Annotated in this window: 18 protein-coding genes; 13 read left to right on the forward strand and 5 right to left on the reverse strand. The window is 57.9% G+C overall.

Translation table 11 applies throughout. The annotated features are described in order from the left end of the window. Positions 1–3: 3 nt before the first annotated feature. Together BLM14_RS12340 and BLM14_RS12345 are read right to left on the reverse strand one after the other, a co-directional pair. On the reverse strand, positions 4–1,737 hold the full coding sequence (locus BLM14_RS12340; RefSeq protein ID WP_237143348.1) for a SulP family inorganic anion transporter: 1,734 nt from the start codon (positions 1,735–1,737) through the stop codon (positions 4–6). A 141-nt stretch (positions 1,738–1,878) separates the two neighbouring features. Continuing rightward, positions 1,879–2,463 carry a TetR/AcrR family transcriptional regulator gene (locus tag BLM14_RS12345; protein WP_099999634.1) on the reverse strand — a complete coding sequence of 195 codons (585 nt, stop codon included), beginning with the start codon at positions 2,461–2,463 and terminating at the stop codon, positions 1,879–1,881. A 169-nt stretch (positions 2,464–2,632) separates the two neighbouring features. On the opposite strand from BLM14_RS12345, the gene BLM14_RS12350 reads away from it, so the two are divergent. The 5 genes from BLM14_RS12350 to BLM14_RS12365 all read left to right on the forward strand — a co-directional run bounded on the left by BLM14_RS12350 (position 2,633) and on the right by BLM14_RS12365 (position 8,386). After that, positions 2,633–3,853 carry an efflux RND transporter periplasmic adaptor subunit gene (locus tag BLM14_RS12350; protein WP_099999635.1) on the forward strand — a complete coding sequence of 407 codons (1,221 nt, stop codon included), beginning with the start codon at positions 2,633–2,635 and terminating at the stop codon, positions 3,851–3,853. A 36-nt stretch (positions 3,854–3,889) separates the two neighbouring features. Continuing rightward, complete coding sequence (locus tag BLM14_RS12355; protein WP_099999636.1) at positions 3,890–7,111, forward strand: efflux RND transporter permease subunit; 3,222 nt, start codon at positions 3,890–3,892, stop codon at positions 7,109–7,111. Between the two features lie 250 nt (positions 7,112–7,361). Further along, on the forward strand, positions 7,362–7,484 hold the full coding sequence (locus BLM14_RS32435; protein WP_257791394.1) for a hypothetical protein: 123 nt from the start codon (positions 7,362–7,364) through the stop codon (positions 7,482–7,484). 206 nt (positions 7,485–7,690) lie between these two features. Beyond that, on the forward strand, positions 7,691–7,951 hold the full coding sequence (locus tag BLM14_RS12360; RefSeq protein ID WP_099999637.1) for a hypothetical protein: 261 nt from the start codon (positions 7,691–7,693) through the stop codon (positions 7,949–7,951). Between the two features lie 180 nt (positions 7,952–8,131). Next, positions 8,132–8,386 (forward strand): hypothetical protein, encoded by a 255-nt coding sequence (locus BLM14_RS12365; protein ID WP_099999638.1) that lies wholly within the window; start codon positions 8,132–8,134, stop codon positions 8,384–8,386. A 53-nt stretch (positions 8,387–8,439) separates the two neighbouring features. On the opposite strand, the gene BLM14_RS12370 is transcribed toward BLM14_RS12365, so the two are convergent. Next, positions 8,440–8,943, reverse strand: coding sequence for a DUF1236 domain-containing protein (locus BLM14_RS12370; protein ID WP_099999639.1), 504 nt, complete (start codon positions 8,941–8,943; stop codon positions 8,440–8,442). Positions 8,944–9,138: 195 nt separating this feature from the next. On the opposite strand from BLM14_RS12370, the gene BLM14_RS12375 reads away from it, so the two are divergent. The 3 genes from BLM14_RS12375 to BLM14_RS12385 are packed head-to-tail and all read left to right on the forward strand — an operon-like array spanning position 9,139 to position 11,548. Next, entirely contained in the window at positions 9,139–9,999 is an 861-nt protein-coding gene (locus BLM14_RS12375) for a protein-methionine-sulfoxide reductase heme-binding subunit MsrQ (protein WP_133123950.1), read from the forward strand. Between the two features lie 43 nt (positions 10,000–10,042). After that, positions 10,043–11,143 (forward strand): pyridoxal phosphate-dependent aminotransferase, encoded by a 1,101-nt coding sequence (locus BLM14_RS12380; RefSeq protein WP_100001256.1) that lies wholly within the window; start codon positions 10,043–10,045, stop codon positions 11,141–11,143. Positions 11,144–11,182: 39 nt separating this feature from the next. Then, positions 11,183–11,548: a DUF423 domain-containing protein gene (locus tag BLM14_RS12385; protein WP_418314183.1), complete on the forward strand. Its 366-nt coding sequence runs from the start codon at positions 11,183–11,185 to the stop codon at positions 11,546–11,548. A gap of 6 nt (positions 11,549–11,554) precedes the next feature. Here BLM14_RS12385 and BLM14_RS12390 read toward each other — a convergent pair whose 3' ends face one another. Together BLM14_RS12390 and BLM14_RS12395 are read right to left on the reverse strand one after the other, a co-directional pair. Further along, complete coding sequence (locus BLM14_RS12390; RefSeq protein ID WP_099999642.1) at positions 11,555–12,172, reverse strand: CCDC90 family protein; 618 nt, start codon at positions 12,170–12,172, stop codon at positions 11,555–11,557. Positions 12,173–12,186: 14 nt separating this feature from the next. Then, complete coding sequence (locus tag BLM14_RS12395; protein ID WP_237143349.1) at positions 12,187–12,690, reverse strand: hypothetical protein; 504 nt, start codon at positions 12,688–12,690, stop codon at positions 12,187–12,189. A 140-nt stretch (positions 12,691–12,830) separates the two neighbouring features. On the opposite strand from BLM14_RS12395, the gene BLM14_RS12400 reads away from it, so the two are divergent. The 5 genes from BLM14_RS12400 to BLM14_RS12420 all read left to right on the forward strand — a co-directional run bounded on the left by BLM14_RS12400 (position 12,831) and on the right by BLM14_RS12420 (position 17,101). Next, positions 12,831–13,487, forward strand: a complete 657-nt coding sequence (locus BLM14_RS12400; protein WP_099999643.1) for a TetR/AcrR family transcriptional regulator — start codon at positions 12,831–12,833, stop codon at positions 13,485–13,487. Then, positions 13,453–14,616 (forward strand): isovaleryl-CoA dehydrogenase, encoded by a 1,164-nt coding sequence (locus tag BLM14_RS12405; protein ID WP_099999644.1) that lies wholly within the window; start codon positions 13,453–13,455, stop codon positions 14,614–14,616. Before BLM14_RS12400 ends, BLM14_RS12405 begins: the two co-directional genes overlap by 35 nt. Positions 14,617–14,709: 93 nt before the next feature. Further along, entirely contained in the window at positions 14,710–15,105 is a 396-nt protein-coding gene (locus BLM14_RS12410) for an AbrB/MazE/SpoVT family DNA-binding domain-containing protein (protein ID WP_204251959.1), read from the forward strand. Continuing rightward, the gene (locus BLM14_RS12415; RefSeq protein WP_099999645.1) at positions 15,102–15,485 is read left to right on the forward strand and encodes a PIN domain-containing protein; all 384 of its coding nucleotides are present in this window, start codon (positions 15,102–15,104) and stop codon (positions 15,483–15,485) included. The genes BLM14_RS12410 and BLM14_RS12415 overlap by 4 nt, the downstream gene beginning before the upstream one ends. A gap of 8 nt (positions 15,486–15,493) precedes the next feature. Continuing rightward, positions 15,494–17,101 (forward strand): carboxyl transferase domain-containing protein, encoded by a 1,608-nt coding sequence (locus tag BLM14_RS12420; protein WP_099999646.1) that lies wholly within the window; start codon positions 15,494–15,496, stop codon positions 17,099–17,101. Positions 17,102–17,305: the final 204 nt, after the last annotated feature.

Raw genomic sequence — 17,305 nt, forward strand, 5'->3', positions numbered from 1 at the left:
TGACTATTTTTGCCGGGATTTTCCGGGAGCCGAAGAGCGAAGCAGTGCCTTTGCGTCCTCGATTGTCGCGGCATAGGCGACATGCGGCGGGCGCACGCCATGGGCCCGCAGCATGCGACGGACGCTGGGCGACGTGCCGGTGATGAAGAAACGGACACCGGCTCGCTCTGCCTTGCGTGCCGAGGCTTCGATGACGTTGGCAGCGGTGGAATCAAGCAAGGGCACCGCGGAACAGTCGAGAATGAAATTGCGCCGTTGATCGGCGATGCGATCAAGGATCGTGCCGACCGTCGAAGCTGCACCGAAAAAGAAGGCGCCTGTCAGACGATAGACAACTGTGTCGGGATCAGTTGCGGTCCGGACGTTGTAGTCCGTGTGATCTCCATTGGCTGCATCGGCCACGTCATCCACCGCAAACGGCTCATGCGCTTCCAGCGCCACGCTCTTGGCCATGCGATCGATAAACAGAATCGCACCCAGCGCAAAACCGACGACGATACCTTCGGTGAGGTCGCGAAAGATGACCAGCGCGAAGGTGACGAGGAGTACCACGGCATCGCCGCGGGACGAACGAATGAGTGCGCGGAACGCTTCCTTCTCGATCATGTTCCAGGCGACGATGGCAAGGACGCCAGCGAGCGCGGCGAGCGGGATATAGCTGGCGAGCGGCGCTGCAACGAGCATGAACACCAGCAGGAATGCCGAATGCAGCATGCCCGAAATCGGACTATAGGCGCCCGCCCGGACATTGGTCGCAGTTCGCGCGATGGTACCAGTGACGCAAATGCCACCGAAGAGCGCCGATCCGATATTGGCAAAGCCCTGGGCAACCAGTTCACAATTCGAGCGATGCCGCCGGCCGGTCATCCCGTCTGCCACAACCGCCGACAACAGTGACTCAATCGCCCCAAGCAGCGCGAAACTGATGGCATTGGGCAGGACGGCCAATGCCAGTTCCGGCGTGAATGCAGGCAGAGCGGGAACGGGCAAAGAACGGGGTATGCCGCCAAAGCGCGTGCCGAGCGTTTCCACCGGAAGACCGAACAAGGCTGCTGCGACCGAAGCAAGGCACACTGCAATCAGCATGCCCGGCCATGAGGGGCGCCAGCGCTTGAGCGCGGTAATCACGCCAATGGTCAGAAGCGAAATTGCACCGGCGGCGAAATTGACGGTGCCGGCAGCCTCGCCCAGCGCGACAAGTTTCGGCAACAGGTCGCCCGGCTCCTTGCCTGCGAGATTGAGGCCGAACAGCTCTTTCAACTGGCTGGCAAAGATGATGACGGCAATGCCGGCGGTAAAGCCGACCGTGACCGGATAGGGAATGAATTTGATATAGGTGCCGAGCCTCAGATAACCGGTGACGATCAGGAAGGCACCGGACATCAATGTCGCCAGGATCAGGCCATCGACGCCGTGGCGGTCCACGGTCGCCGCGACAAGCACGATGAAAGCTCCGGCCGGACCACCAATCTGGAAACGGCTTCCACCCAGCGCCGATACGATGAACCCGCCAATGATGGCGGTGAACAGACCCTTGTCCGGTGTGACGCCGGACGCAATCGCAATGGCCATGGACAGCGGTAGCGCAACGATCGCGACTGTCAGCCCCGCAATCATATCCGCCTGAAATTTCGTGCGGCCATAACCTTCGCGCAGGACGGTAATCAGCTTGGGGGTGAAAAGTTCGGCAAAGCTCGGCGTTGTCTGAGGCTGCTGCGACCGGTTGGCTGCGTCCAATTAAAAGGCCCTCGCGTAAGAGCGGCGGGATCGTCGGCATCCAGCATCGGCGGTCGCCGTCGCGACATGGACGTAAACGATGATCGTCCCGCTGCAAGTATACAGCCTTCGGCCTTAATCAACAGTTGCTGCAAGTTCGTTTTATGAGCGCGGAAAGGATTTCATGGCGATATCGACGAGCCGGTAGACCTCGTCGCGGCCCGCGCCACTCGAGGCCTGGACGGCCGTGCCTTGCGCAACCGTCATGATGAAGCGGGCGAGATCTTCGGGATTGCTGTCGGCGGGCAGATCGCCTTCTTTCCTGGCGCGTTCGAAACGCCTGGCGAGCGCCTTCTGCCCCACCTGAATGCGCTCGACGATGGTCTTGTGGATTTCGAGCGCTGCATCGCTGCAAGCCCTGGCCGCATTGACGACAAGACAGCCGCCTGGATTGCACTCTTCGGTCTGGGCATTGACGAAACCGCGCAGGATATCGAAAGCCACGGTGCGGGCATCCGGCTGTTCGAGGGCGCTCCAGAAGAACGCCATGTAGTTCTCCTCGTAACGCTGAAGTGCCATGCGGAAGAGTTCTTCCTTGTTGCCGAAAGTTCCGTAGAGGCTGGGCTTGGTGATGCCCATGCCGTCGGTCAGGTCAGTGATGGACGTGCCCTCATAGCCCTTTCGCCAGAATAGCTCCAAAGCCGTCTGCAAGGCATCGTCCGCATCAAATTCCCTCGGCCGTCCCATGGACAAGACTCCCTAGAAGAATTATACCGCTCGGTATAAAATCGGTTGACAGCTGCTGTGCCGCAGCCTTATATCAGCCGTTCTATACCGATCGGTATGGAACGTCAATAATGGATTCCCGATTTGCCATCCTCCCAATGGCACACACTTTCAAAGCAGGATGACCACGATGTCAATCAGCACTTTCAAGAAAAGTCTTTATGTCAGCGGTATTGTTCTGACGCTTGCAACGGTCGGTGGCACACAGTTCTTCGAACTCCCGAAAAGCCATGCGGAAGGCGAGAAGCAGCCAGCCGCCGCGCAAGCCATGCCCGTCTCCGTGGCCGTCGTCCAGTCGAAGCTTGTGACCCAGTGGAGCGAATTCTCTGGCCGCCTCGAGGCGATCGATGCAGTCGAGGTGCGTTCGCGCGTTGCCGGCGCCATCCAGTCGATTGCCTTCAAGGAAGGCGCGATCGTCAAGCAGGGCGACCTGCTGGTCAAGATCGATCCGGCGCCCTATGAGGCGGAAGTTGCGCGAGCCCGTGCCCAGGTCAGCTCCGCCCAGTCGAAACTCGACTTTGCAAAGAACGAACTTCAACGCGGCAAGCAGCTCGTGAATTCACGCTTTGCTTCGCAGAGCGACTATGATCAACGTCTCAATGTCCAGACAAGCGCTGAGGCTGACCTTCAGGCCGCGCAGGCGGTTCTTCAAACGGCAACGCTCAACCTCGATTACACCGACATTCGCGCGCCGATCACCGGCCGTGTCGGTCGCATCGAAATCACCCCAGGCAATCTGATTGCCGCGGGCCCAAGCGCGCCGCTTTTGACATCGCTCGTTTCCATCAGCCCGATCTATGCAAGCTTCGAGGCCGATGAAAACGTCGTTGCCAATGCCCTTGCCGACCTTCCCGAAGGCCTGAACAGCCGCGATTTCGTCGATCGTATCCCGGTACAAATGGATGTGCAGGGCTCGAGCGGCGTTGCAGGCAAGCTGCAGCTGATCAACAACAGCGTCGATGTGGCCAGCGGCACCGTCAAGGTTCGCGCGGTTTTCGACAATGCGAACGGCAAGCTCATGCCGGGCCAGTTCGCCAAGGTCCGCATGGGCCAGGCCAACGAACGGCAGGAACTGCTGGTCGATGAAAAGGCTGTCGGAACCGACCAGAGCAAGAAGTTCGTCATGGTCGTCAACCCGCAGAACATCGTCGAATACCGCGAAATCACGCTTGGCGCCCGGGCCGATGGGCTGCGCATCGTCACGGCCGGCCTCCAGGCGGACGAGAAGATCGTGGTCAATGGCCTGCAGCGTGTCCGTCCTGGCTCACTCGTCGCACCTGAAACGGTGGCGATGGGTGGCCAGGCTCCCAACCAGCAGGCGCTGGCGGACCAGGCCAAGGCAAAGCAATAATTGAGAGCCCCGCAAGGGGCAGGTTTGGAACCTGAAATGAATATCTCCAATTTCTTCATTGATCGCCCGATTTTCGCGGGCGTTCTTTCTTTTGTGATCTTCCTTGGCGGCCTGATCGCCCTGACGGCAATGCCGGTTTCGGAATATCCTGACGTTGTGCCGCCATCCATCGTGGTGCGGGCGCAATATCCGGGTGCCAATCCGAAGGTCATTGCCGAAACAGTGGCGACGCCGATCGAGGAATCGATCAACGGCGTCGAAGACATGCTCTACATGGGCAGCCAGGCAACCGCCGACGGCCAGATGACGCTGACCGTCACCTTCGCCCTCGGGACCGATCCCGACAAGGCACAGCAGCTGGTACAGAACCGCGTCTCGCAGGCTGAACCCCGCCTGCCGGAAGAGGTACGCAGCCTCGGCATCACCACGGTAAAGAGCTCGCCGGACCTGATGCTGGTGGTCAACCTGATCTCACCGAACAATCGCTACGACATCACCTATCTGCGCAACTACGCCCTGATCAACATCAAGGACCGGCTGGCCCGCATCGATGGCGTTGGCGATGTGCAGCTGTTCGGTTCTGGCGATTACTCCATGCGTGTCTGGCTCGACCCGCAGAAGACGGCGGAGCTTGGCCTTTCGGCAACGGATGTTCTCAGCGAAATCCGTGCGCAGAACGTACAGGCAGCGGCAGGTGTCATTGGCGCTTCGCCCAGCCCGAACGACGTCAACCTGCAATTGTCGGTAAATGCGCAAGGACGGTTGCAGACCGAGGAAGAATTCGGCCAGATCATCGTCAAGACCGCTCCAAACGGGGCGATTACCCATTTGCGCGATATTGCGCGGATCGAACTTGGCGCCGCCCAGTATTCGCTGCGCTCACTGCTCGACAACAAGCCTGCCGTGGCCATTCCCGTGTTCCAGGCCCCGGGTTCGAACGCCATCCAGATCGCGGATCAGGTCCGTGCCGTGATGGACGAGATGAAGCTGACCATGCCGGAGGGCGTGGACTACGAAATCGTCTATGACACGACGCAGTTCGTTCGTGCCTCGATCGAGGCCGTGGTGCATACGCTGCTCGAAGCGGTTGTGCTGGTCGTTCTCGTGGTCATCCTGTTCCTGCAGACGTGGCGCGCGTCGATCATCCCGTTGATCGCGGTGCCGATCTCGATCATCGGTACGTTCGCGGTGATGCATCTCTTCGGATTCTCCGTCAACGCGCTCAGTCTGTTTGGCCTCGTCCTCGCCATCGGTATCGTGGTGGATGACGCCATCGTGGTGGTGGAAAACGTCGAACGCAATATCGAGAACGGACTTGCGCCGCGTCAGGCCACGATACAGGCCATGCGCGAGGTTTCGGGACCAATCATCGCCATTGCGCTGGTGCTGGTGGCGGTGTTCGTGCCGCTCGCCTTCATCACCGGCCTAACGGGACAGTTCTATCGCCAGTTCGCGCTGACGATTGCTATCTCCACCGTTATCTCCGCATTCAACTCGCTGACCCTGTCACCGGCCCTCGCCGCCCTTCTCCTGAAGGGCCACGACGAGCCGAAAGATGCCCTGACGCGGTTCATGGACAAGACGCTGGGCTGGCTGTTCCGCGGGTTCAATGCCGTGTTCACGCGCGGCGCCAACGGTTACAGCAAGGGCGTGCGCGGGGTCATCTCACGCAAGACCGTGATGATGGGCATCTATCTCCTGCTCATCGGCGCGACCGCGTTCATGTTCAAGAGCGTGCCGGGCGGTTTCGTGCCGCCGCAGGACAAGCAATATCTGGTCGGCTTTACCCAGCTGCCGGATGGCGCAACGCTCGATCGGACAGAAGCAGTTGTCCGCCGTATCGGTGACATTGCGCTCAAGATCCCGGGTGTCCAAAGCACCATCGCTTTCCCGGGCCTTTCGATCAATGGTTTCACCAATAGTGCGAATGCCGGTATTGTCTTCGTGTCGCTCAAGCCATTCGAAGAACGCAAGACGCCGGAACTCAGTGCCGGTGCGATCGCGATGCAGCTCAACCAGCAATTGTTCGGCATCCAGGAATCGTTCAGCGCCGTGTTCCCGCCTCCTCCCGTCCAGGGTCTTGGCGCGATCGGCGGGTTCAAGCTGCAGATCGAGGATCGCAATGGCCTTGGCTATCAGGCTCTCGACGACGCGACCAAGGCCTTCCTCGGCAAGGCGGCAACCGCGCCGGAGCTGACGGGCCTGTTCTCCAGCTACCAGATCAATGTTCCGCAGCTTTATGCCGACGTGGACCGTGCCAAGGCACGTCAGCTCGACGTGTCGCTGCCGGAAATCTTCAATACGCTGCAGATCTATCTCGGCTCCGTCTACGTCAATGACTTCAACAAGTTCGGCCGGACCTATTCCGTCCGCATGCAGGCGGAGTCGAGTTTCCGGGCCAAGGCCGAGGATATTGGCGACCTGAAGGTGCGTTCCGGCTCGGGAGAAATGATCCCGCTCTCGGCGCTGCTCAAGGTCTCGTCGAGCGCCGGACCGGATCGCGTCATGCGTTACAACGGCTTCCTTGCAGCCGATGTGAACGGCAATGCGGCGCCGGGTTACTCTTCCGGCCAGGCGCGTGCGGCGGTGGAGAAGATTGCCGCCGAGACGCTTCCCGCCGGGATCGGGTTCGAATGGACGGAACTGACCTATCAGGAGATCATCGCGGGCAACTCCGCCTACCTGATCTTCCCGCTGTCGATCCTGCTGGTCTTCCTGGTCCTGTCTGCCCAGTATGAAAGCCTCGCCCTGCCGCTGTCGATCATCATGATCGTGCCGCTCGGGTTGCTGGCCGCCCTCACCGGCGTCTGGCTGACGGCGGGAGACAACAATGTCTTCACGCAGATCGGGCTGATCGTGCTTGTCGGCCTTTCCGCCAAGAACGCCATCCTGATCGTCGAGTTTGCGCGGGAGCTGGAGTTCACCGGAGCAACGCCGTTCAACGCGGTGATCGAGGCAAGCCGGCTGCGGTTGCGACCGATCCTGATGACGTCGCTGGCCTTCATCATGGGCGTGGTACCGCTCGTCACGTCGACCGGCGCCGGCGCGGAAATGCGCAGTGCCATGGGTATAGCGGTGTTTGCCGGCATGATCGGCGTGACGCTGTTCGGCCTGTTCATGACACCGGTCTTCTATGTGCTGGTGCGTGCGCTATCGGGCAACCGTCCGCTCAGGCATTCCAGCCATGGCAGTCATTTCGAAGGCGAATCCGGCCACAATTCGGGCGCGATTCTCCCTGCTGCAACACCGGCAGAATGACAAAAATCCCGGCGGCGCGCGGTTTTTCAACCGCCTGCCGCCGGGAGCAAACCACTGAAATAACAATATTTTTCGTGCATTGCATTAACGCCGGACAGACCGTCACGCCAAACGTGAACAGCAACGAGAACTTTTTGGGTGACAAAAGGTTTCAAACTGTTACAGTTGCGTGACCAAGCCGAAATTCGGCACTGACGATCATGACCCGTTTCGCGCTTTGCGAGGGTCGTTAAATCGGGAGCAGCCTTTAATGAGCTTTGCAGCAGCCAATGACAACCGGAAGATCAGCGACGGGTTTATTCCGTTCGTCGTCTTCGTTATATTCACCGAAATCGCAGCCACCGTGCTGCTGACTTTGCCAAATTGGTATTGAGACCTCAACCCACCACTTCGGGTTTTTCAATCCTGCCGTTTCTGGCGGGAGCCGTTATATTATTAATGATTCTCGGCCCGTTTCTCGTGTGACCTGACGGTCATCGACCCTCCTTTCCTGATCAGTCCCGTTCAACCAAAGTCTGGCTTTTAAGTATCCCGAGCAATTGGGATAGTGCGGATGTTTGGCTCAGTTGGGAACGCGACATGACTGGAGAAACCGATCTCAAAGCACGGGATAACGAGGTGACCAAGTATATCGCCGCAGCCCTCGACCGGTTATCGACTGGCTCCATTATCGTCGGTTTTGTCGGTCCCATGGCGACCCTCATGAACGATCCAGTGACAACCCTGGAATTCGATCATCATCGCTGGTTGGCCATCGGCCTTGTCAGTGTTTCCTGGATTGCCGTATCATACGGTCTCCATAGATATGGAAAGCGGGCGTTGCTAAGAGGTATCAGATAATGGACGAATGGATTTATCTGCTTATGTCCGTGGCCATGGGCGCCATAGTTCTTATTTATAGCCATTTCGCGGTAAACAGGCATATCGCCACTGTGGAACGTCATGAGCGTGAACGCAAAGAGCGCAAGCGAAAGCAGTTGAAGCCAGCCCAATGATGCCGGGCACTGGCAGGAGAAACCGATGAGACGAGTGACCCTTTCGGCGCTCATGCTGATCTTGTTTGTTGCCGGGTGCAAAACGATGACTCCGGAGGAACGGCGGGCGATCGATGGCCAGACCTGTGCCTCCTACGGCTTCAGGCGCGGAACGGACGCTTTCTCATCCTGCCTGCTTAATCTGGAACTTGACCGCCGCGCTGCGAGCCGGGCGCAATTCGAGCAGATGCAGTTCAACACGCCGCTGATCATCTACGATAATCGCTATCGCCGCTGGTAATCGCCGACCGCCCCGAAAGGCGACCAGCACTCGGTCCAAGATTGGGTATCAGCTTAACGCACCCACACGACGCGGCGTGTTCCGGTTTCAACCAGTGCCGGTCTCTGATCCACATAGACGTAGGAGTAACGCGGCTGATCGGGAATTTCCATCAGGGGAATATCGTCGGGAATGACCGTTCCGGTGTCAACAGGTCCGTCGATCATCACGGTGTCCAGAGGGTTTCTCTCGATATAGGTAATCACCTCGTCAGGAACCCTGCCGGAATCATCGGCAAGATAAACGACCTGACGATTTTCCAATGCAACGATTACCGGACGGCCATCCACATAGATGTAGCCGTAGCCTGGGTTTTCGGGGATTGGGCGTACCACCACGCTCTCCGGAATCACGTAGCCCTGTGACAAATCACCCTCAATGACAACCGGATCGGACGGATGCGCGATTACATAATCACGGGCTCTTTGCGGTACTTCGACGATGACGCTATCCTGAGCGATCGCGAGACCGGACGTGGCGAAGAATGCCGCTGCCGTCAGTACAAGAATCTTATTCATCGTTATGCCTCTCTATTGTTCTGTTATGAAGGGAAACCCCGCGGCAGACGATTTGGTTCCGGGTAAAACCCATTCCAGGCACACTTCATGCGACAGGCTGAAACATGAGAGCCACGGAATTCACATCTTGTTGTGTTGAAAGCGGCGGAGAGCTGTGGCGGTAAAGTGCAGCAGGATCAGGAGATTGCCAACACGATGAAATTTCCGTGGAACGACCGCGCCGGTCAATTGTCAGCCGTCAAGATTGCGGCGCTCGTCGCAGCCTTCATACCGCTGATCCTGATCGTTACCGGTTACAAAGCCAATATTCTCGGACCGCGCCCGATCACCCAGGCCATCCACGAAACGGGCGACTGGGCGATCCGCTTTTTCCTGATTTCGTTGGCGGTGACACCACTTCGTAACATCACACGCTGGTCAAAGCTTGTCCTGATCCGACGCATTCTCGGCCTGACAGCCCTTGCCTATGCCGCGCTGCATTTCTCGCTCTATATCGTTGACCAGAATTTCAACCTGTGGCGTGTCGTCAGCGAAATCTGGCTGCGCATCTATCTGTTAATCGGCTTCATCACCTTGCTGGGCCTGACGGCACTCGGCGTGACGTCGACAGACGCCATGATCCGCCGCATGGGCAAGAACTGGAACAGGCTGCACAGGCTCACCTATCCGCTGGCTGCGCTCGGCGTTCTGCACTTCTTCATGCAGTCCAAGGCGGACGTGACCGAGGCGACGCTGATGGCAGGGTTCCTTCTGACGCTACTGCTCTACCGTTCGGCGCATGCGCGCGATTTCAAGCTCACATCCGTCTGGACGCTGATCGGCATTGCCATCCTTGCGGCGTTGGGCACGGCGCTCATCGAATATGCATGGTTTGCGCTGGCAACCAGGATTCCACCGACGCGCGTGCTTTTCGCCAATCTTTCATTCAGCTATTCGATACGGCCAATGTGGTGGGTTCTGGGCGCCGCTTTGGCTCCGGCATTGTGGATTGGCATAAAATCCGCGACAAACAGGGAAAGCGGGAAATTCAATCCCGTATCGGCCAAACAGAGGTGAAGTTTTGCTTTTCACTGGCACAAAAACTGATATCGCTGGGCACATGGAACCGCAATTTACTCCCCTGATCGACTCCCTCCCCTCGACCGTACCCTTTGTCGGACCCGAGGCGCTGGAGCGCAAGCGAAACCGGCCTTTCCGCGCAAGGCTTGGCGCCAATGAAAACGGCTTCGGGCCGGCGCCCTCGGTTATCGCCGCCATGCAGGAAAACGCTGCCGAGGCCTGGAAATATGCCGATCCGGAAAATTTCGATCTGAAACGGGCCCTTGCCGTGCATCTCGGCGTTGCACCCGGCAATGTCGTCGTTGGCGAAGGTGTCGACATGCTGCTCGGGCTCGCTGTGCGCCAATATGTGCGCGAGGGCACGCCGGTCGTCACCTCACTGGGCGCTTACCCCACTTTCAATTTTCACGTGGCAGGGTTCGGTGGGCGGCTGGCAACGGTGCCCTACCGCGATGACCGCGAAGATCTCGACGGCCTCCTTGCGGCAGTGAAGCGGGAACAGGCGCCGCTTGTCTATTTCTCTAACCCGGACAATCCGATGGGAACATGGTGGGAGGCAGCGGAAATCGAGCGCTTTATCAATGCATTGCCAAAAGAGACAATGCTGGTGCTCGATGAGGCCTATGGTGAAACGGCGCCAGCAACGGCTCTGCCGCCGGTGGATATTTCACGGCCGAATGTCTTGCGCATGCGCACTTTTTCCAAGGCCTACGGGCTTGCCGGAATGCGCTGCGGCTATGCTATCGGCGCAGAAAAGCAGATTGGTGCCTTCGACAAGATCCGCAACCATTTCGGCATGAACAAACTGACCCAGATTGCTGCGCTGGCAGCGCTGAAGGATCAGCCTTACCTCAAGAACGTCATTGCCAGGATCATCGCCGGGCGCGAGCGTATCGCGCAGATTGCGGCACAGAATGGTCTGCAGGCTATAGCCTCAGCCACCAATTTCGTCACCATCGATTGCGGACGCGACGGGCCATACGCCCTGGCCGTGCTCAACGCCCTGATTGACCGGGATGTCTTCGTGCGCAAACCAATGGCACCGGTGCTGGATCGCTGTATCCGGGTCAGCGTCGGTCTGGATGAAGAACTCGATTATTTTGCACAGCAGCTTCCCGAAGCCCTCGCTGCAGTGAAATAGGCACTACGTTTCGGGGTGCCTGACCCTATGGAGATCAACTTGGATATCAATCGCGTTTTCGCCGGCCTTGGCGGCCTGTTTGGGGCGGCTGGCATCGCGGCCTATGCGGCAGCTGCCCATAGCACGGATGGTCATATGGCCACGATTGCGCCGATCCTCTTTATCCACGCCCCGGCTTTTCTGGTGCTGTCGATCCTGGCCAGGATCAACCGGGCTGCCTATTTTGGCGGGCTGGTGCTGGTGCTCGGATTGCTGTTCTTCATCGGCGATCTGGCGTCGCGCGATTACGCCGGCGACCGGCTGTTCGCCTTCGCCGCGCCACTTGGCGGTTCACTGCTTATTCTCGGATGGGTCGTCGTGGCTGCGACAGCGTTTCGGGCGTTCGATTTCAAGAAATCGCTCTGACGAGCACTACCATCCGAAGATGGCATCGACGACACCGGGCCATTTGTTGATGATCGCAATCACCCCGACGGCGATAGCCAGAAGGCTGGCAAGCTTTGCTGTCGTGGGCAGGCTCTGTACGCGCCCCCGAAGTTCACCAAATGATTCGCCCGAGGGCAGTGTCTCTATCTTGCCTTTCAGGTAAGAAACATCATCGCGCAGTTTCGTAATATCCTCGGAAACAGCTTGCCTCAGTTGTGTAATATCCGAGGAAACGTCAGTCCTCAATTGAGCGATGTCCTTGGAAACGTCTGTTCTAAGCTTCGAGATGTCATTGGAGACGTCAGTTCTGAACTTCGAGATGTCGTTGGAGACGTCAGTTCTGAGCTTGGATGTTTCCGCTCTTACTTGTGAAAACTCGCTGGAAACGTCTGCCCTTAACTGCGCAAACTCCAAGCGCGACTGAGAAAATTCCTTTGAAACATCTTCTCTGAATCGCGAGAATTCGCTGACGAGGATGTCAAGCTTGCCATCCATCTTCTCAAACGATTTTTCCAGGAATGCGACCCTGTGTTCCATGGCATCAAATGTGCCACCGCCATCACCCGATTTCAAGCTTGCTACCCGCGTAAGCTTTTGAGCCATAAGACTGAAATTCCTCAGCCATCGCCTTTCAACCTGGCATTGCAAAGCTTGTAGTAACCGCCGCCCTTCTCGATCCAGCGCATGCCATCGAGCGTGCCACCATCCTTGTTTGCACGATACTGTTCGAGGCACGTGTGCATGCGTGCCCTGGCAGGCTTTTCGGCGGCAAACTTGGCGGCGATAGATGAAGGAAAAGTCGTTTTTCCTGATGCTGATGTGGTCGCCGGTTCGGCTTTCTTCGCTGTTTTTTCCGGCTTCTTTTCCGAGGCTTGGGGCTTTTCCTTCACTTCAGATTTACGGGAAGCTTCGGTCGCAACCGCGTCGGCAGGCTTGGCGCATTGCGTCTTGCGGAACTCGCTCCACGAGACGCCTTCCGCCTGGCCGGCATCCTGCGCCGCCTTGTACTTCACACTGCACTCTTTCATGGTGAGTGCGCTTGCAGGGTAGATCAGGATCTGTGGCAACAGGGCCGCTGCGAGGATGGCAATTGCCTGGCGGATAATTCGTCTATCGAACATGAAATCAACTCTGAAAATGAATGATGAAAACGGTTCTAATTCCCTTAGCCTACATTCATTGAAACTGCTCTTCCATGCATACCTTCGTCTATGATCGAACACATCTTGAATTAATTGAACGTTCGTTTTATTAACCCGCCATGGCACGTACGACCGGATCAGATGGTGAGAAGACACGCAGCGCAATCGACGCGGCGGCAAAGCGCTTGATTGCAAGAATCGGCTATGAGGCGATGACAATGCGCCAGCTTGCCGATGAAGTTGGCGTGCAGTCTGCCGCGTTCTACCGCTACTACCCGAACAAGCAGGAACTATTGTTTTCCCTCATGCATGATCACATGGATCGCCTGCTCGGTGCATGGGAATATGAAAGCCGTAAAGCCCATGCGCCGCTGGAAAGGCTGTCCGCCTTTATCCGGTTTCACATCCGATACCATGTGGAAAGGCGCGATGACGTCCATATCGGCAATATGGAACTGCGCAGCCTTAGCCCGGAAAATCGGGCTTTTATCGTCGAACTGCGCTCGCGCTATGAAAACGGGCTGCGCGAGATCCTGGATGACGGCCTCGATGCGCGCGAATTCGTCATCGACGACATCGCCCTGACGACGCGTGCCATCATCGCGATGACCACCGGCGTAAATCTCTGGTTCCGCGCGGACGACAGGCTTACTGTCGCAGAAATTGCAGAAAAATACGTGCAGATGGGACTGCGCCTTGTTGGCGCCAAGAACATCGCGACAACTAAAACGGGAGGACGGAATGTATCAGTCGGGCCTAAAATTCGGACTTTCTGAAGAGATCGAAGCGCTCCGCGATACCGTGCAACGGTTCGCGCAGGATCGGATTGCACCGCTTGCCGCGGAAACCGATCAGAACAATCAATTCCCGATGCATTTGTGGCAGGAGATGGGTGCGCTTGGCCTTCTCGGCATGACCGCAGACCCGGATTTCGGCGGCTCGGGACTTGGCTACCTCGCCCATGCGGTGGCAATGGAGGAAATCTCCCGTGCTTCTGCCTCGATCGGTCTCTCCTACGGTGCGCACTCCAATCTCTGTGTCAACCAGATCAACCGCTGGGGCACGGATGAGCAGAAGGCACGATATCTGCCGAAGCTGTGCTCGGGCGAACATGTCGGCGCACTCGCCATGTCCGAGCCGGGTGCAGGCTCCGACGTCGTGTCAATGAAACTGCGCGCCGACAAGAAGAACGACCGTTATGTTCTTAACGGCAACAAGATGTGGATCACCAATGGTCCAGACGCCAGCACACTGGTTGTCTATGCCAAGACCGATCTGGCGCTAGGCTCGCGCGGCATGACGGCGTTTCTGATCGAGAAGGAGTTCAAGGGCTTTTCCACGGCGCAGAAGCTCGACAAGCTCGGCATGCGCGGTTCCAACACCTGCGAACTCGTGTTCGACGACTGCGAAGTGCCGTTCGAGAACGTCCTTGGCGAAGAAGGCAAGGGCGTCAAGATCCTGATGTCAGGGCTGGATTATGAGCGCGTCGTGCTCGCTGCCGGGCCAATCGGGATCATGGCTGCCTGCCTCGACGTGGTCGTTCCCTACGTGCACGAGCGCAAGCAATTCGGCCAGCCGATCGGCGAATTCCAGCTGATGCAGGGTAAGCTGGCCGATATGTACACGACGATGAATGCCTCGCGCGCCTATGTCTATGCCGTGGCCTCTGCGTGCGATCGCGGCGAGACCACACGCAAGGACGCCGCCGGCTGCATCCTCTATGCCGCTGAAAAGGCGACATGGTGTGCGCTGGAAGCCATCCAGGCGCTGGGCGGCAATGGTTACATCAACGACTATCCGACCGGGCGGCTTCTGCGTGATGCCAAGCTGTATGAAATCGGTGCTGGGACAAGCGAAATACGGCGCATGCTGATCGGACGGGAGATGTTTGCGGAGAGTGTTTGATGGCACAAAAGTGATATTATGCCATACTTTGGCATAATTGCCATAAAATGAAAATAATGGCATTATTTGGCTTTATGGCAAGAGGATTGTGGAATGGCGAGAACGAAAAGCGAGCGTTTTGCCGAGGAGCCGAAAAAGTTTGAATATGAACAGCCCCTCTTTCCTTCATCTTCACAAATGGGCGTCCGTGCAACTTTGGGTGCGGGGGGACGGTTGGTCATACCTGCGGAATTGCGCGCACTGATGGAATTTTCACCCGGAGACGCGGCGGTACTGCGTGTTGTCGATGGTGTGCTCCATGTCATTTCTGGAAAGATGGTTATGAAACGCGTTCAGGCCGAAGCTGAGAAATTCAAGGCAAGGAATCCCGGCGTGAGCGTGGTTGATGAACTTATCGCAGAACGTCGTGCAGAAGCCGCACGCGACACCCAAGAAGCCAATGCCTGGCGCAAAAAGCACGGTCTGCCGTTATTGGACGGTGGCGAGTGAGCGCGCGCATTTTGGATTCTTCCGTTTTGATGGCAATCCTGCTTGGGGAGCTGGGTCAGGAACGGGCATCGGCCCTGGCAGAAGGCGGTTTGATGAGCAGTGTCAATCTTGCCGAGGTCATGACAAAGTGTATTGAGTTCGCTTTTAGCGAAGACGTGGCGCTGAGCTACTTCCACGCCAGCAATATAACCGTTCTCGACTTCAATCATACGCTTGCTGTTGCAGCTGGAGAATTACAACGCAAGGCGCCTCGGGGCGTGCTTTCTCTAGGTGATCGCGCCTGCATCGCGACAGCTCTTCATCATCAGGGTACCGCTGTTACTGCCGACCGCATTTGGTCTACACTTGATCTCGGCTGTCCTGTTGAACTCATCCGATAGGAGACCGCATGACCATCCTCACGTCCCAGATCAGCACCACGTCCGAGACCTTCACCGCGAACACGGAGCGTATGCGTTCGCTTGTCAGCGACATCGAGGCAAAGGCAGCGCTGGTGATCAAAGGCGGTACTGATGAGGCGCGCGAGCGCCATACGTCGCGCGGCAAGCTCCTCCCCCGCGACCGGCTGGCACAATTGCTCGATGCGGGGTCGCCGTTCCTCGAAATCGGGCAATTCGCCGCCTGGGGCATGTATGACGACAATATTTCCTCCGCAGGGCTGATCGCCGGGATCGGGCGCGTATCCGGCAAGGAAGTGATGATCGTCGTCAACGATGCGACGGTGAAAGGCGGCACCTATTATCCGCTCACGGTGAAGAAGCATCTGCGGGCGCAGGAGATTGCGCTGCAGAACAACCTGCCCTGCCTCTACCTCGTGGATTCCGGTGGTGCGAACCTGCCCAACCAGGACGAGGTTTTCCCGGATCGCGAGCATTTTGGCCGCATCTTCTACAATCAGGCGAACATGTCGGCGGCGGGCATCCCGCAAATTGCGGTCGTCATGGGATCGTGTACGGCGGGCGGCGCCTATGTGCCGGCCATGTCGGAAGAAACGATCATGGTGAAGGGCCAGGCGACGATCTTTCTCGCCGGGCCTCCCCTGGTAAAAGCAGCGACCGGCGAGGAGGTAACGGCGGAGGATCTGGGCGGCGCGGAAGTGCACACGCGCGAATCCGGCGTTGCCGATCACTATGCGATCGACGATGCCCATGCACTGGCCATCGCCCGGCGCATCGTCGCAAACCTGAATCGAAAGAAAGAGATAGGGCTCGACCTTCGCAAAGTGATTCCGCCGCTTTATGATCCACATGAACTTTACGGCATCGTGCCGACCGACCTTCGCCAGCCCTACGATGTGCGCGAGCTTATCGCCCGTATCGTCGACGGTTCGGAGTTCGATGAGTTCAAGCAGAATTACGGCACGACACTGGTGACGGGCTTCGCTCATCTCTATGGCATGCCGGTCGGCATCATCGCCAATAATGGCGTGCTGTTTTCCGAGAGTGCACTAAAGGGTACGCACTTCATCGAGCTGTGCACCCAACGCGGCATCCCGCTGGTCTTCCTGCAGAACATCACCGGCTTCATGGTCGGGCGCTCCTATGAGGCACGCGGCATCGCCAAGGATGGCGCAAAGCTCGTCACCGCCGTTGCCACGACGCGGGTGCCGAAGGTCACGATGATCGTCGGCGGATCATTTGGCGCCGGCAATTACGGCATGTGCGGGCGCGCCTTCTCGCCGCGTTTCCTGTGGATGTGGCCGAATGCCCGCATTTCGGTGATGGGCGGCGAACAGGCGGCGACCGTACTGGCACTGGTCAAGCGCGAAGGTATTGAGCGCAAGGGCGGTGAATGGTCCGCTACCGAGGAAGCGGCTTTCCGAGCGCCTATCCTTGAAAAATACGAGCGTGAGGGTCACCCGCTCTACTCCTCGGCGCGGCTTTGGGATGACGGCATCATCGACCCGGCCAAGACCCGTGAAGTTCTCGCACTTTCGCTCTCCGCCGCGCTGAATGCGCCGGCGGAGGAAACGAAATTCGGCGTGTTCAGGATGTAATGGGGATGATCATGCCACTCGCTAATCATACAAAGATTTGGGCCAATGTTGATGCCGATTATCTCCCCCCTTGTGGGGGAGAAAGCGATTTCGGCATCTTGAGCCCTTCGCTCAAGTGCCAGAAATCGCAAGAGCGGGGATTTGTTACACCAGCTCCCCCCTCACTTGGATTTTCCAAGGATTTAGCAAAGAGGCTAAATCCAG

This window comes from Phyllobacterium zundukense (assembly GCF_002764115.1).
GTDB classification, from domain to species: Bacteria; Pseudomonadota; Alphaproteobacteria; order Rhizobiales; family Rhizobiaceae; genus Phyllobacterium; species Phyllobacterium zundukense.

Bases quoted from the DNA above. Each gene is read 5' to 3' on its own strand.
- BLM14_RS12380 (WP_100001256.1), top strand. From the start codon at position 10,043: ATGGAACCGCAATTTACTCCCCTGATCGACTCCCTCCCCTCGACCGTA.
- BLM14_RS12350 (WP_099999635.1), top strand. From the start codon at position 2,633: ATGTCAATCAGCACTTTCAAGAAAAGTCTTTATGTCAGCGGTATTGTT.
- BLM14_RS12370 (WP_099999639.1), bottom strand. From the start codon at position 8,943: ATGAATAAGATTCTTGTACTGACGGCAGCGGCATTCTTCGCCACGTCC.
- BLM14_RS12390 (WP_099999642.1), bottom strand. From the start codon at position 12,172: ATGGCTCAAAAGCTTACGCGGGTAGCAAGCTTGAAATCGGGTGATGGC.
- BLM14_RS12395 (WP_237143349.1), bottom strand. From the start codon at position 12,690: ATGTTCGATAGACGAATTATCCGCCAGGCAATTGCCATCCTCGCAGCG.
- BLM14_RS12405 (WP_099999644.1), top strand. From the start codon at position 13,453: ATGTATCAGTCGGGCCTAAAATTCGGACTTTCTGAAGAGATCGAAGCG.
- BLM14_RS12360 (WP_099999637.1), top strand. From the start codon at position 7,691: ATGACTGGAGAAACCGATCTCAAAGCACGGGATAACGAGGTGACCAAG.
- BLM14_RS12420 (WP_099999646.1), top strand. From the start codon at position 15,494: ATGACCATCCTCACGTCCCAGATCAGCACCACGTCCGAGACCTTCACC.
- BLM14_RS12365 (WP_099999638.1), top strand. From the start codon at position 8,132: ATGAGACGAGTGACCCTTTCGGCGCTCATGCTGATCTTGTTTGTTGCC.
- BLM14_RS12355 (WP_099999636.1), top strand. From the start codon at position 3,890: ATGAATATCTCCAATTTCTTCATTGATCGCCCGATTTTCGCGGGCGTT.
- BLM14_RS32435 (WP_257791394.1), top strand. From the start codon at position 7,362: ATGAGCTTTGCAGCAGCCAATGACAACCGGAAGATCAGCGACGGGTTT.
- BLM14_RS12345 (WP_099999634.1), bottom strand. From the start codon at position 2,463: ATGGGACGGCCGAGGGAATTTGATGCGGACGATGCCTTGCAGACGGCT.
- BLM14_RS12400 (WP_099999643.1), top strand. From the start codon at position 12,831: ATGGCACGTACGACCGGATCAGATGGTGAGAAGACACGCAGCGCAATC.
- BLM14_RS12375 (WP_133123950.1), top strand. From the start codon at position 9,139: ATGAAATTTCCGTGGAACGACCGCGCCGGTCAATTGTCAGCCGTCAAG.
- BLM14_RS12410 (WP_204251959.1), top strand. From the start codon at position 14,710: ATGGCGAGAACGAAAAGCGAGCGTTTTGCCGAGGAGCCGAAAAAGTTT.